Below are 13,205 nucleotides of genomic sequence, written 5' to 3'. Positions count from 1 at the left end.
AGGCGATCACTCGAGATGGTCGAGGGTGGTTCAGAGGCCGGTGGCGACGAGGTAGCCGCAGAGGCCGACGATGACGGCGGTGATGAGGGTCGCGACGGCCGTGGTGAAGCGGTGGTTGACGAGCACCCCCATGATCCGGCGGTCGCGGGTGAAGAGCAGGAGCGGCACGAGCGTGCCCGGCAGCGCGAACGACAGCACGACCTGGCTCCACACCAGGGCGTTGGTCGGCTCGATGCCGATGCCGAGGATGACGAGCGCCGGGACGACGGCGAGCATCCGACGCAGCAACGGCGCGATCGGCCGGCGTCCGAAACCCTGCATGACGACGTCACCGGTCTGGACCCCGACGAGCGTCGACGCGAGACCCGAGGCGAGGAGCGCGACGGCCAGCATGGTCGCGACGATCTGGCCCGCGTTGGCCGACAGGGCGGCATACGCCGTCTCGATGCTCGCGCCGGCCTCGGACGGCAGCGCGGCGGAGAAGACGACGAGGCTGACGTTCGCGATCCCGGCGACGGTCATGGCGATGACGACGCTGCGCACCGTGCGCCGCCCGGCACGCAGACGTTCGACCTGGCCGATGTCCGGCGAGCCGTCGTCGTGGCCGCGCGACGCAGCCGAGTGGAAGTGCAGCGCGTGCGGCATCACGGTCGCGCCGACGATGCCGACGGCGAGCAGGGCAGCGGACGAGTCGAGCGGGGCCGGGACGATCGACTTCAGGAGCGCGACCCGGTCCACGTCGGCCACGAACACCTGCCACACGAGCGAGGCGATGATGACGACGAGCAGCACGAGCACGACGGAGTCGAAGTGGCTGCGGCCACGGACCTTGAGCGCGAGGACGGCCAGGCTGAAGAGCGTCACGCACACGGCGCCGGCCATGAGCGGCATACCGAAGAGGAGCTTGAGGGCGATCGCGCCGCCGACGATCTCGGCGAGGTCGGTCATGATGACGACGAGCTCGGCCTGCGCCCAGAGCAGCAGGCGGCCCACGCCGGGGAAGCGCTCCGAGCTGTGCTCGGCGAGGCTCTTGCCGGTGACCATGCCGAGCTTGGCTGCGAGGTACTGGATCACCATGGCCGAGCAGCTCGCGAAGACGACCACCCACACGAGCGCGTAGCCGTGCTCGGCACCCGAGGTGATGTTGACGCCGAAGTTGCCGGGGTCGACGTAGGCGATCGCCGCGAGGAGCGCCGGCACCAGGGTGCGGGGCGCGCTGATCGTGCCGCCGAGACCGCGCTCCGGCGACCGGCTGTCCACGCGCGGCTGCTGCGCCGTTCGCTCACCCATGGGACACAGCATCGGGCCTCGGGAGCGGGTGCGCCAACTTCCGGTTCACATTGAGACAAGACCCTCGTCGGCGAGCCGGTCGGCCTGACGCCCGCGCGGACCGCCGGAACGGCTCAGCGGGCGCCCGCGACCCCGAGCAGGGCCGCGATCCCCAAGGCGCTGCGCGGGTCGTAGGCCGCCGTCCACAGACCTCCGTGCACGGCGGCATACGCCTCGTCCTCCCAGGCGGTCGGCTGCGCCGGCGCGCCGGTGCGCAGGTCGTGGACGAGGAGGGCGGCCATCAGCGTGTTGGCCGTGCCGGGCTCGAAGACCTCGATGCCGAAGCGGTGCGCCCCGGCATAGGCCGCCGCGAGCGCACGGTTCTTGACGACGGACCTCGTTCTGGTGGGCGGGGCGACCTTGAACGACACGAGGCCGCCGTCGGCGCGGTATGCCGTCGCCCGCCACCGCTGGAGACGCTTGGCGAGCAGGTAGTTGGGTCCCTGCTGGAGCACGACGCTGTCGTTGATCCCGGGGTCCTGGCCCGGCACGTAGTTGCGGCGCAGCAGCCGGCCACCGCTGACGGTGCGGAGCGGCACCCGGAGCACCTTGGAGGTCCGCCGGTGGGCATAGCTGTCCACGGATCGCTCGACGGCCGCGCCCGGGACGGCGAACACGTCGGTCGGGGTGGCGAGGAACGCGAGGGCCACGTCGTCGCGGCCCTTCGCCTCCACGACCTGGCGGGTCAGCGCGTCGACCGCCATCGAGACGCGGACGTTCGTCTCGCCGTCGGCGTAGACGTAGTTGCCGATCGCGAGGGGTCCGTCGAGCCCTGCCACCCATCGGGTGACCGCACCGAGGTCGTGGACGAGGTCGCCACCGACACGCGCGGTGACGGGTTCCTCCCCGTCCCGCACCGGGACCGTGATCGAGCCGGCGAGGCGCCGCGTGTCTCCGATGAGCCTGTCCCACAGGTCCTTTCGGGGAAGATCGACGGCGGCGACATCGGCGCCCCATCGGAGCAGGGACCGGAGCGGCCCCATCTCGGCAGCGGCCCCGAGCACGACGACCGTGCGGTCGGAGAGGTCGAGCCAGTCGGGGTTGTCGATGACCCGGCCCACGGCCTCGGCGCACGTCGGCTCGACGGTGCCCGCCTCGACCCAGAGGTCCAGACGGCGACGCAGCGCGTCCCCCGAGAGGCGCTCTCCGGCATACGGCACCGAGAGGGTGCGGTCGGCCATGCCCTCTCCGCGGAGCGTCTCGGAGCCCAACGGGCGGGTGCTCTCGTCGCGGACGAAGGCTGCGTCGAGCGGGTGGTCGCCATCGTCGTCGGCCCAGGCCATGCGCCCGTGCAGGGAGTCGAGACCATCGCGCGCGATGGAGCGGGGCGCCTCGGCCGAGGTGAGGCCCGCCTCGACGAGACGCCGGAAGTGCTGGAGGTAGCCCTGGCGCCAGTTCGTCTCGCGCTCCGCCGACGCCGCGCCGACCGGGTCGACCGCCCGCAGCGCGTCGGCCACCACGGCCCGCCCGGTCGCGGTCGTGCTGCGCCGCCCGGACGCCGGGTCGAGGGGGAAGACCACTCCGCGAGGATCGCTCATGCGCCCATCCTGCCGGGTGGACCACTCCTCCGGCTGCCCCGGCCGCCGGACTCCCCCGGCTGCGGCGGACCATCGTGACCCGCTCAGTGCTTGCGCCCGCGCGCGCCGACCACCCAGTAGGTCACCGTGGCCGTCCCGAGGTTGCCTGCACGGTCGCGCGCGACGCACCTGACCCTGTGCATCCCCGGGCGGCGGGTGTTGAGGACGTGGTTGCCGTTGCAGCTCTGGCCGGCGACACCCGAGAGGGCGTCCCTGGCCCGGGGCACGGCGACGACGACCCGGCGGGGCGCCACGACCGCAGGCTCGGCCACGGGGTCGAGTGTCGGCGGCGTGCCGTCGTACCGATAGGAGAAGCCGGCGTGTGCCGCGGCGCCGACGCCGTTGACGCACGTCCCAGTCACCCGCCGCAAGACGTCCGTGTCGATGGTGACCACCGAACCCTTTTGACACCAGACGATCCCACTGTCGCGGTCCTCTGCCGTCCACCTGTACTCAGCCGGTGCGGAGTACCACCCGTCAGGATTGGGACCCCCCTCGAGGCGCAGCCCGGTCGGCGGCGTCGTGTCGTGGACGGCGGCAGCGAGGTGCTCCGCGTCGTCCCGGGACAACCCGTGGGCCCCTGTCAGGCCCAGCCCGGCCCACGTGAGGGTCGCGAGGCTCGCAGCCCACGCGAGGCCGGACACCATGCCGTGCTCTCGTGTCCGTCCCATGGCTGCCTCTCTCACCTCGGGCGTCCTGGCGCTACTCATAACTGGTCGGAATCCCTGGCCTCCCGGCTGATACACGTGCGCCAGCGACGGAGTCGCCCACAGGGCCCCGAAACGGGCATGCGAGGCCGCGCTGGGCCCGGGTGAGGGGACGGGCCGGCATGACCCCGTAGCAGGGGTGTGGTGCGCCACTCGATCCCGCCGGAGCGACCGAACCGGAGGACGATGGGGACATGAGCACCAAGACGGCCGCCCACGCGGCAGAGCTGGCGTCGGACCGGGCCAACGAGGTCGAGCGGATCGCTGGTCTCCGCAGGGAGTTCGCCGAGGTCGTCGAGGCCTCTGAGGCCAACATCGCCGATGACGAGCACGACCCCGAGGGTTCGACGATCGCCTACGAACGCACCCAGATCGGCGCTCTCATCGAGCAGGCCGAGCGACACCTCGACGAGATAGACGCCGCGATCCAACGGATCTCGGACGGCGAGTACGGCCGGTGCGAGGTGTGCGGCGAGTCGATCCCGGAGGAGCGGCTCCGAGCGCGGCCGACGGCCCGCACCTGCATCGAGCACGCGGGAGCCGCGCTGCGCCGCTGAGACTCGGCCGGCGACGCCCGCTCAGGGCGGCACGAGACCCCGACAGCGGACCCCGACAGCGAACCCCGTCGGCGAGCCCCGACAGCGAGCCCCGTCAGCGGACGCCGGCGGCGATGCGGTCGAAGGCCTGGTCGATGTTGCGCTCCAGACGGCCGGCGCCGCCGTTCTGCTGGTGCTCGATGCACGCACGCACGGCCGCGATCGCGACGGCCACGGTGAGGCGCGGCTCGAGCGAGGCCCCGGGCCGGACGCCCAGACGCCGCTCGAGCGCCGCGGTCAACGCGTTCTCGATGCGGATGTTGTTGCCGACCAGGGCGGGCGCGAGGGACGGCTCGCCGAGCAGGATGCGCCGGCGCTTGGCCCGCAGGTCGCGGTCGATGGACGTGGGCGCGAGCATGCCGGCGAGGAGCCGGCGGAGGGAGTCGAGCGGTGACTCGCCCTCCACGTCGGCCTCGAGGGCGGCGGCATACGACTCGAGCTCCTCGGCCGTCGTGCCGATGACGGCGGCCTCCTTCGACGGGAAGTAGTTGAAGAAGGTGCGGGCGCTGACACCGGCGCGGGCCGCGATCTCCTCGGTCGTGACGGCGGCGAAGCCCTTCTCCTCGACGAGGTCGAGGGCGGCGAGGTTGAGCGCGCGGCGGGTCTCGCGCTTCTTGCGCTCACGCAGGCCGCACGACTCGTCGGTCAGCAGGTCCGTGCTCATGGATCCATGGTGCCACGGTCCGTGCATGGACTGCAATTTTGCAGTGACTGCATAATCGGCGTACCGTGGACGACATGCCACAGAAGACCCAGGGGGTAGCCACGGACACCGCGACCAGCTCGACGACAGCCACGAAGGCACCCGGACTCGACCGCTCGACCCGCAACATCTTCATCGCGCTCATGCTCGGCATGCTCGTGGCGTCGATCAGCCAGACCATCGTCGGTCCGGCGATGCCACGCATCGTCGCGGAGCTCGGCGGCATCGACCACTACTCGTGGCTCGCCACGGCGGCGATGCTCGTCAGCGCGATCACGGTGCCGATCGTCGGCAAGATGAGCGACCTCTACGGCCGTCGGGGCTTCTACCTCGGCGGGCTTGTCGTCTTCATGGCCGGCTCGATCCTCTCCGGCTTCGCCCAGAACTTCTGGTGGCTCATCGCCGCCCGAGCCATCCAGGGCGCCGGCATGGGCACGCTGATGCCGTTGTCGCAGACGATCATCGGCGACATCATCCCGCCGCGTCAGCGGGGCAAGTACCAGGGCCTCATGGGCGGCGTCTTCGGACTCGCCTCGATCCTCGGCCCGCTCGTCGGCGGCTTCGTCACCGACAACTGGGGCTGGCGCTACCTCTTCTTCATCACGCTGCCCGTCGGGATCTTCGCCTTCTTCGGCATCAGCCGCTTCCTGCACCTCGAGCACACGCCGCGCGAGACCGTCGTCGACAAGGCCGGCATCGCTGCACTGTCGATGACGCTCATCCTGCTGCTCGTGCCCACCTCGCTCGGCGGCACCACGCTGGCCTGGAGCTCCCCCGCCATCATCGGGATGTATGTCGCGGGCATCGTCATGCTCGGCGTGTTCATCGCCATCGAGCGCCGGGCCGTCGAGCCGGTGCTGCCGCTCCGCCTCTTCAAGAGCCCGCTCTTCACGCTCTCGAACATCGCCGCCTTCATGGTGTCGGTCATGATGTTCGGCGCGATGATCTACCTGCCCGTCTACGCCCAGGGCGTCCTCGGCGCGTCGGCGACCAACTCCGGCCTCATCCTCATGCCGATGTCCGTCGCCATGATCGGCCTGTCGATCATCTCCGGGCTCGTCATCACCAAGACGGGCCGCTACAAGCTGCAGACCATCGCGGGCATCCTCATCATGGGCGTCGGCTTCTGGCTGCTGACCCAGCTGCACTACGGCTCGAGCCAGCTAGACCTCACCCTGTCGATGATCGTCTTCGGCGTGGGCCTCGGCATGGCGCTGCAGGTCTTCACCCTGATCATCCAGAACTCCTCGCAGCGCAAGGACCTCGGCGTCGCGACGGCGTCGACGCAGTTCTTCCGCAACGTCGGCTCCACCGTGGGCACCGCCGTGTTCGGCACGATCATGACCAGCGGGCTCGCCGGCAACATCGCCTCGCACCTGCCGAGCTCGGTCGTCAAGCAGATGCAGGCGTCCGGCCAGCAGGTCAGCGCCGGCTCGGTGCTCGACCCGTCGGCCCTGGCCACGCTGCCGCCGCAGGTGGCCACCGGGGTCCAGCAGGGTCTCGCCGACTCGCTGCACACCGTGTTCGTCTGGGGTCTCGTGCCGTTCGCACTCGCTCTCGTCGCCGCCCTGTTCATCAAGGAGGTGCCGCTGCGCGACACCGTGCACACGCCCGACGAGGCCGGCATCGAGCTGCTCGACACGATGTCCCAGTCGTCGCCCGACGACGAGCTCAAGGTGCCGCTGGGTCGCGAGGCCGGCAACACGCGTACGCACGAGCGCCTGCTCGGGCTGCGCCTGGGCCTGCTCGCCGACTCGGCCCTGCGCGGTGACCGCCCGCTGCTGACGCAGGCCGTGACGCGGCTCGGCGAGGGTGACCTCGACGCCGGCGCGGCGCTGCTGCACCGCACGTCGCGCATGCTGACCTCGGAGGATCCCGCCCTCGTCGCCGAGACCGAGCGGTTCGCCGTCGAGGTCGCGGCCCGGGCCAAGGTGCCGGGCGGCATCCTCGACGAGGCGCTCAAGCGCGAGCTCGCCACTGCGGCGGCCGAGCGCGACGCCCGCACGGTCATGACGACGCGTGAGCCGACCGTCGCCGAACGCCATGAGGCCGTCGACATCCGCCTCCTCTCGAGCGTCGGTGATGACCTCACCGCCGCCTACCTCGTCGACCGGCAGAACGCCAGGGTCGCCGAGCAGGCCGTGGCTGCGGTGCGCTGACCGCGCCCCACCCGCTGACACCGTCGAGAGGCCACGTGTGGCCCACCGCTGACACCGTCGAGAGGCCACGTGTGGCCCACCCGACACCGTCGAGAGGCCAGTGCTCATTCCGAGAGCTGGCCTCTCGACGTCTGAAGTAGGGACCTTCGTGGCCCCTCGACATGTGGCGTAGGGCCACTCGTGGCCTCTCGACGGTTGGGGGTGGCGGGAGGGCTCGGAGGAGCGGGGCTTGCGGGACGGGCGCGGCGGCCTACGGTGGCGGGATGACCAAGGTAGCCCTCGTCACCGGCGCGTCGTCCGGCATCGGTGAGTCCATCGCCATCCACCTCGTCGAGTCCGGGTGGACGGTGTATGCCGTCGCCCGCCGGGTCGAGCGGATGGCCTCGCTCGAGTCGCGCGGCGTCATCCCGTTCGCGATGGACGTCACCGACGACGCGTCGATGGTCGCCGGCATCGACCGCATCATCACCGAGCAGGGCCAGATCGACGCCCTCGTCAACAACGCCGGCTACGGCTCGTACGGCCCGGTCGAGCACGTTCCGATCGACGAGGCGCGGCGGCAGTTCGAGGTCAACGTCTTCGGGCTGGCGCGCCTGACCCAGCTCGTCACCCCGCACATGCGCACGCGGCGGCGCGGGCGAATCGTCAACATCTCCAGCATCGGCGGCAAGATCTACGAGCCGCTCGGCGCGTGGTACCACGCCACGAAGTTCGCCGTCGAGGGCTTCAGCGACAGCCTCCGCATCGAGCTCGCGCCGTTCGGCATCGACGTCGTCATCATCGAGCCCGGCCCGATCATCTCGGAGTGGAACACCATCGCCCGCGAGAGCCTCGTCGAGCGCTCGGTGGGGACCGTCTACGAGGACATGGCGCGCCGGATGGCCGTCATGTTCGAGCGGGTGGACACGCCGCGGATGAGCTCGGGACCGGCGGCCGTCGCCGAGAAGGTGCTCAAGGCGCTCGAGGCGGTCAACCCGGCTGCGCGCTACCCGGCGGGCAAGGGGGCCCGAGCCATCGTCACGGCCCGGCGCCTGCTCCCCGACCGCGCCATGGACGCCGTCATGAGGCGCACCCTCTCCGGCTGACCGGTCACCTCGACCGTCGAGAGGCCACGAACCGCCCGCACGACTCGTCGAAGGGCCACGAACCGTCCCCGGTTCGTGGCCCTTCGACGTCGGCAGGGGTCAGCCCCAGACGAGGGCCTGGGCCGGGTCCGCCATGATGGCGGCGAGGTCGCTGAGGAAACGGCTGCCGAGCTCACCGTCGATGAGCCGGTGGTCGAAGCTCACCGCGAGCTGCGTGACGTGACGGATCGCGATCTCGTCGTTGCCGTCCGCGTCGGTGACGACCCACGGCTGCTTGCGGATCGCGCCGAAGCACACGATGGCCGACTCACCCGGGTTGATGATCGGGGTGCCGCTGTCGACGCCGAAGACGCCGACATTGGTGATCGTCAGGGTGCCGCCCGACATCTCGGCCGGCTGGGTGCGCCCCTCGCGCGCCGTCGCCGTCAGCCGCCCGATGGCCTGCGCCAGCTCGAGCATCGTCATGGCGTGGGCGTCCTTGATGTTCGGGACGATCAGGCCACGCGGCGTCGCAGCCGCGATGCCGAGGTTGACGTAGTTCTTCTGGACGATCTCCTGGTTGGCCTCGTCCCACGTCGCGTTCATGCCCGGGTTCCGCCTGACGGCGAGGACGAGCGCCCTGGCGAGCACGAGCAGCGGCGTGACCTTGACGTCCTTGAACTCGCGGCTGCCCTTGAGGCGGTCGACGAGCTCCATCGTCTTCGTGACGTCGATGGTGATCCACTCGGTGACGTGCGGCGCCGTGAACGCCGAGCCGACCATGGCCTGCGCGGTCATCTTGCGAACGCCCTTGATCGGGGTGCGCTCCTCGCGCTCTCCCGCGCCGAACGGCATACGGTATGCCGTCACGCCAGGTGCCGCAGACGAGTCCGCCTGCGCCACAGCGCCGTTGACGGCCGCGCCACTGGCGTGGTTCGTGACGTCGTCCCGGGTGATGATGCCGTCAGCACCCGTCGGGGTGACCGACGCGAGGTCGACGCCGAGGTCCTTGGCGAGCTTGCGCACCGGCGGCTTCGCCTTGGGCCGTCCACCGGCAGGGCCGGCGACGTGCACGGCCGGGGCCGGGGACTCGACGCGGGCGGCCGGCGCCACGGGCTCGACGACCGGTGCGGCCGCCGCGATCTGCTCGGTCTCGGTCGGGGCTGCCGCCACCGGAGCGGCGACCGAGCCCTTGCGAGCACGGCGGGCCGTGGCACCGGCCTTCGCGCCGTAGCCGACGAGGATCGCCTCGGAGGCACCACCGGAGGCACCTTCGGCCGGAGCGGCCTTCTCCGCCGGGATCGAGGGCGCAGCCGCGGGGGCCTCGCCGCCCAGCCCGTCGTCGATCGAGATGATCGGCGTGCCGACGTCGATGGTCTGGCCGACCTCGACGAGCAGCTCCTTGACTGTGCCGGCCCACGGTATGGGCAGCTCGACGAGCGACTTGGCCGTCTCGATCTCGAGCACCATGTCGTTGACCTTGACGGTGTCGCCGGGCGACACCTTCCACTCGACGATCTCGGCCTCGACGAGGCCTTCACCGGGATCGGGCAGGTTGAACGTCTTGATTGCCATGTGTCGCAGCCCTTCTCAGTACGCGAGCGCGCGGTCGACGCCGTCGAGGATCCGGTCGAGGTCGGGGAGGAACTCCTCCTCCATCCGGCTCGGCGGATACGGGATGTTGGCGCCGTTGATGCGGATGACCGGCGCCTCGAGCTCGTAGAAGCACTGCTCCGTGACCTGGGCGGAGATCTCCGACGCCATGCCGAGGAAGCTGCTCGCCTCGTGGACGACGACGAGCCGGCCGGTCTTGCGCACCGACGCGACGATCGCGTCGATGGGCAGCGGCGAGAGGGAGCGCAGGTCGATGACCTCGATGCTCGTGCCCTCGGCCTCGGCCGCGGCGGCCGACTCGAGCATCGTCTTGACGACGGGGCCGTAGCCGACGAGCGTCACGTCGGTGCCCTCGCGCAGCACATTGGCCTCGAAGAGTCCCCGCGGCGACGACGGCGCGGCCGTGTCGTACTCGGCCCGGTCGTGGTAGCGCCGCTTCGGCTCGAAGAAGATCACCGGGTCGTCGCAGGCCACGGCCTGCTGGATCATCCAGTGGGCGTCCTCGGGGTTGCTGCACGCGACGACGCGCAGGCCCGCGGTGTGGGCGAAGTAGGCCTCGGGGCTCTCGGAGTGGTGTTCCGGGCTGCCGATGCCGCCGCCGAACGGGATGCGGATGACCATGGGGATCTTGACCGCGCCCAGGGCGCGGGCGTGCATCTTGGCGACCTGGCTGACGATCTGGTCGAAGGCCGGGTAGACGAAGCCGTCGAACTGGATCTCGCAGACGGGGCGGTAGCCGCGCAGGGCCATGCCGACCGCGGTGCCGACGATGCCCGACTCTGCGAGCGGGCTGTCGATGACGCGGTCCTCGCCGAAGTCCTTCTGCAGGCCCTCGGTGATGCGGAAGACACCGCCGAGCTTGCCGATGTCCTCACCGATGAGGATGACCTTGGGGTCGGCCTCCATGGCCTTGCGCAGGCCGTTGGTGATGCTCTTGCCGAGGGTGACCTTCTCGAGCGCCATCAGTTCGCCTCCTCGAAGCTCGCCTTGTAGGCGAGGTAGGCGGCACGCTCCGCCTCCATCACGGGGTGGTCCTCGGCGTAGACGTGGTCCCACATCGTCTCGCCGGGCATCGTCTCCATGGTGACGCAGCCCTCGCGCAGCTCGGCGGCGAACTGGTCGGCCTCCTCGTCGATCTGCGCGAAGAAGGCCTCGTCGGCCATGCCCTCGTGGGCGAGGAGGGTCTTGAGGCGCAGGATCGGGTCGCGGAACTTCCACTCCTCGACCTCGGCCGAGACGCGGTACTTCGTCGGGTCGTCGGCGGTCGTGTGCGCACCCATGCGGTAGGTGTAGGCCTCGATGAGCAGGGGGCCGTTGCCGTTGCGGGCCTCGTCCAGGCAGTGCTGCGTCACGGCATACGTGGCGAGGATGTCGTTGCCGTCGACGCGGACGCCCGGGAAGCCGAAGCCGCGGGCGCGCTGGAAGAGCGGGATGCGCGTCTGCTTCTCGACGGGCTCGGAGATCGCCCACTGGTTGTTCTGGCAGAAGAAGACGACGGGGGCGTCGAAGCTCGCCGCGTAGACGAACGCCTCGTTGACGTCACCCTGCGACGAGGCGCCGTCACCGAAGTAGCAGATGACCGCGGTGTCGCGCTCGGGGTCGCCGGTGCCGACGTTGCCGTCCATCCGCACCCCCATCGCGTAACCCGTGGCGTGCAGCGCCTGGGCCCCGATGACGATCGTGTAGAGGTGGAAGTTGTTCTCCTGCGGGTCCCAGCCGCCCTGGCTGACCCCGCGGAAGAGCTGCAGCGAGCTCTGCGGGTCCATGCCGCGCACGAAGCCGACGCCGTGCTCGCGGTAGGTCGGGAAGACGAAGTCGTGCGGCTTGAGGGCACGACCGGAACCGACCTGGGCGGCCTCCTGGCCGAGCAGGCTGGGCCACAGGCCGAGCTCACCCTGACGCTGGAGGGCGTAGCCCTCGGCGTCGAGCCGGCGGATGAGGACGAGGTCGCGGTAGAAGCTCCGCAGGTCCTCGGGTGTCAGATCCGCGACGTACTTGTCGTAGTCGGGATGGGACACGCGCTGACCCTCGGGGGTCAGCAGCTGGATCATGTCCGGGCCACCGTCGCCGACCGCGGGGGTCGGCTCCTGCAGCTCGGCGACAACCTTGTCGCTCACTGGGGCTCCTTCGCCGGTGAGACCGGCCTACTCGTTCGGCCCGCAAACGGGGGTCACCCGCTCGTCGGCTTCTGGGGGCGCAGGGCCGCCGTTCGTGACGACGGACACGTGCTTGGTCCTCGAACCGGAACTTACCGGAGAGCCCTGCGAATCTCACAATGCGGGACGGATCTCGGTCCAGCCGGGTGTGGGGACCCGGTCTGCGGCGCGGGTTCTCAGCCGCCGGAGCGGTCGCGACGGGGGCGACGGTTCGCGACGTAGGCCGCCGGCATCCCGGGGCCCAGCGTGACGTGGACGTCAGCGGGGTCCACCGGACCGTGGGAGTCGCAGACGGCGCGGGCATGAACGGGCTCCGCACAGCCGTCATGCCGATAGAGGATCGGGGGCTCACCCGGAGCGGCCCAGCGGTCACCCCACTCGGTCAACGCGACGAGCGTCGGGGCGAGGTCGCGGCCCATCTCGGTGACGACGTACTCGCTCAGCTTCGCCTGCCCCTCGACCTCCCGACGCACCATCAGACCCCCGTCGACGAACGCGTCGAGGCGGGCCTGGAGCACGTTGGTCGCGATCCCGAGATTGTGCTGGAAGTCGCCGAAGCGGGTCACGCCCGCAAAGACCGCGTCGCGAAGGATCAGCAGGCTCCAGCGCTCGCCCACCACCTCGAGCGCGCGGGCGATCGAGCAGACCTGGCTGTCATACGTCCTGCCGAGCATGCAAGAAGTGTAGGAGAAGTGCTTGCATCATGAAAGTTCCGCTCCTAGAGTGACTTGCATCATGCAAGTGCAAGCATCCGACAGAAGGACAGGGACATGAGCACCGACCTGACCCACAGCTTCACCGTCGAGCAGACCCCGCAGCAGGTCTTCGACGCGATCAACGACGTCCGCCACTGGTGGTCCGACAACGTCGTGGGCGACACCGCGACCCTCGGCGCGGAGTGGGTCTACCTCACTCCGGACATCCACTTCTCCAAGCAGCGCACCACCGTCCTCTCGCCGGGGCAGCGGGTCGAGTGGCTCGTCGTCGACAGCCACCTCAGCTTCACCGACGACAAGGAGGAGTGGACCGGCACGACGATCCGCTTCGAGATCACGCAGCCGGACGGTCCGCACGGTCGCACCCGGCTCGACTTCACCCACGTCGGCCTGACGCGCGACGTCGAGTGCCACGACGTGTGCGAGACGGCCTGGGGACAGTACGTCGTCGGCAGCCTGCGCGACCTGATCAGGGCGGGCGTCGGGCGCCCCGGGGAGTTCAGCAACCAGGAGTCCCTGGACGCTGCGCTCGCCGGCACCGCGCAGGTTCCGTCCGCCTCCTGACCCGCTCCGGACCGGCCCGT

Annotated in this window: 12 protein-coding genes; 4 read left to right on the top strand and 8 right to left on the bottom strand. The window is 70.6% G+C overall.

Features of this window, described 5'->3' with window-relative positions; all coding sequences use genetic code 11:
- Positions 1-30: 30 nt before the first annotated feature.
- From ABD831_RS11605 to ABD831_RS11595, 3 genes are all read right to left on the bottom strand, one after another.
- Positions 31-1,290: an Nramp family divalent metal transporter gene (locus ABD831_RS11605; RefSeq protein ID WP_344946233.1), complete on the bottom strand. Its 1,260-nt coding sequence runs from the start codon at positions 1,288-1,290 to the stop codon at positions 31-33.
- Positions 1,291-1,403: 113 nt separating this feature from the next.
- A complete protein-coding gene (locus ABD831_RS11600; RefSeq protein WP_344946230.1) occupies positions 1,404-2,867 on the bottom strand; it encodes a hypothetical protein in 1,464 nt (487 codons plus the stop codon).
- Between the two features lie 83 nt (positions 2,868-2,950).
- On the bottom strand, positions 2,951-3,577 hold the full coding sequence (locus tag ABD831_RS11595; protein WP_344946227.1) for a hypothetical protein: 627 nt from the start codon (positions 3,575-3,577) through the stop codon (positions 2,951-2,953).
- 230 nt (positions 3,578-3,807) lie between these two features.
- Here ABD831_RS11595 and ABD831_RS11590 point away from each other — a divergent pair, with 230 nt between their 5' ends.
- On the top strand, positions 3,808-4,170 hold the full coding sequence (locus ABD831_RS11590; RefSeq protein ID WP_142179321.1) for a TraR/DksA C4-type zinc finger protein: 363 nt from the start codon (positions 3,808-3,810) through the stop codon (positions 4,168-4,170).
- 94 nt (positions 4,171-4,264) lie between these two features.
- Here the strand turns inward: ABD831_RS11590 and ABD831_RS11585 are convergent, their stop codons facing one another.
- Positions 4,265-4,873: a TetR/AcrR family transcriptional regulator gene (locus tag ABD831_RS11585; RefSeq protein WP_344946217.1), complete on the bottom strand. Its 609-nt coding sequence runs from the start codon at positions 4,871-4,873 to the stop codon at positions 4,265-4,267.
- 74 nt (positions 4,874-4,947) lie between these two features.
- Here ABD831_RS11585 and ABD831_RS11580 point away from each other — a divergent pair, with 74 nt between their 5' ends.
- Entirely contained in the window at positions 4,948-7,071 is a 2,124-nt protein-coding gene (locus tag ABD831_RS11580; protein WP_344946213.1) for an MDR family MFS transporter, read from the top strand.
- Between the two features lie 263 nt (positions 7,072-7,334).
- Positions 7,335-8,156 carry an oxidoreductase gene (locus tag ABD831_RS11575; RefSeq protein WP_344946206.1) on the top strand — a complete coding sequence of 274 codons (822 nt, stop codon included), beginning with the start codon at positions 7,335-7,337 and terminating at the stop codon, positions 8,154-8,156.
- A gap of 99 nt (positions 8,157-8,255) precedes the next feature.
- On the opposite strand, the gene ABD831_RS11570 is transcribed toward ABD831_RS11575, so the two are convergent.
- The 4 genes from ABD831_RS11570 to ABD831_RS11555 all read right to left on the bottom strand — a co-directional run bounded on the left by ABD831_RS11570 (position 8,256) and on the right by ABD831_RS11555 (position 12,579).
- A complete protein-coding gene (locus tag ABD831_RS11570; protein WP_344946203.1) occupies positions 8,256-9,710 on the bottom strand; it encodes a dihydrolipoamide acetyltransferase family protein in 1,455 nt (484 codons plus the stop codon).
- A 15-nt stretch (positions 9,711-9,725) separates the two neighbouring features.
- Positions 9,726-10,712, bottom strand: a complete 987-nt coding sequence (locus ABD831_RS11565) for an alpha-ketoacid dehydrogenase subunit beta (RefSeq protein ID WP_344946199.1) — start codon at positions 10,710-10,712, stop codon at positions 9,726-9,728.
- On the bottom strand, positions 10,712-11,866 hold the full coding sequence (gene pdhA / locus ABD831_RS11560; RefSeq protein ID WP_344946195.1) for a pyruvate dehydrogenase (acetyl-transferring) E1 component subunit alpha: 1,155 nt from the start codon (positions 11,864-11,866) through the stop codon (positions 10,712-10,714). Before pdhA ends, ABD831_RS11565 begins: the two co-directional genes overlap by 1 nt.
- Positions 11,867-12,081: 215 nt before the next feature.
- The gene (locus tag ABD831_RS11555; protein WP_344946192.1) at positions 12,082-12,579 is read right to left on the bottom strand and encodes a winged helix-turn-helix transcriptional regulator; all 498 of its coding nucleotides are present in this window, start codon (positions 12,577-12,579) and stop codon (positions 12,082-12,084) included.
- A gap of 96 nt (positions 12,580-12,675) precedes the next feature.
- On the opposite strand from ABD831_RS11555, the gene ABD831_RS11550 reads away from it, so the two are divergent.
- Positions 12,676-13,185, top strand: a complete 510-nt coding sequence (locus ABD831_RS11550) for an SRPBCC family protein (protein WP_344946189.1) — start codon at positions 12,676-12,678, stop codon at positions 13,183-13,185.
- Positions 13,186-13,205 lie beyond the last annotated feature (20 nt).

Origin of the sequence: Terrabacter ginsenosidimutans (assembly GCF_039539425.1) — a bacterium.
In the GTDB taxonomy this organism is placed as follows: Bacteria; Actinomycetota; Actinomycetes; order Actinomycetales; family Dermatophilaceae; genus Terrabacter; species Terrabacter ginsenosidimutans.
Note: the sequence above shows the minus strand (reverse complement) of the source record. Positions and strands in the feature narration are given on the sequence as shown.

What these genes read in the sequence shown, in the direction of transcription:
- ABD831_RS11570 (WP_344946203.1), bottom strand. Translation starts at nt 9,710, where the DNA reads ATGGCAATCAAGACGTTCAACCTGCCCGATCCCGGTGAAGGCCTCGTC.
- ABD831_RS11585 (WP_344946217.1), bottom strand. Translation starts at nt 4,873, where the DNA reads ATGAGCACGGACCTGCTGACCGACGAGTCGTGCGGCCTGCGTGAGCGC.
- ABD831_RS11575 (WP_344946206.1), top strand. Translation starts at nt 7,335, where the DNA reads ATGACCAAGGTAGCCCTCGTCACCGGCGCGTCGTCCGGCATCGGTGAG.
- ABD831_RS11600 (WP_344946230.1), bottom strand. Translation starts at nt 2,867, where the DNA reads ATGAGCGATCCTCGCGGAGTGGTCTTCCCCCTCGACCCGGCGTCCGGG.
- ABD831_RS11550 (WP_344946189.1), top strand. Translation starts at nt 12,676, where the DNA reads ATGAGCACCGACCTGACCCACAGCTTCACCGTCGAGCAGACCCCGCAG.
- ABD831_RS11565 (WP_344946199.1), bottom strand. Translation starts at nt 10,712, where the DNA reads ATGGCGCTCGAGAAGGTCACCCTCGGCAAGAGCATCACCAACGGCCTG.
- ABD831_RS11595 (WP_344946227.1), bottom strand. Translation starts at nt 3,577, where the DNA reads ATGGGACGGACACGAGAGCACGGCATGGTGTCCGGCCTCGCGTGGGCT.
- ABD831_RS11555 (WP_344946192.1), bottom strand. Translation starts at nt 12,579, where the DNA reads ATGCTCGGCAGGACGTATGACAGCCAGGTCTGCTCGATCGCCCGCGCG.
- ABD831_RS11605 (WP_344946233.1), bottom strand. Translation starts at nt 1,290, where the DNA reads ATGGGTGAGCGAACGGCGCAGCAGCCGCGCGTGGACAGCCGGTCGCCG.
- ABD831_RS11580 (WP_344946213.1), top strand. Translation starts at nt 4,948, where the DNA reads ATGCCACAGAAGACCCAGGGGGTAGCCACGGACACCGCGACCAGCTCG.
- ABD831_RS11590 (WP_142179321.1), top strand. Translation starts at nt 3,808, where the DNA reads ATGAGCACCAAGACGGCCGCCCACGCGGCAGAGCTGGCGTCGGACCGG.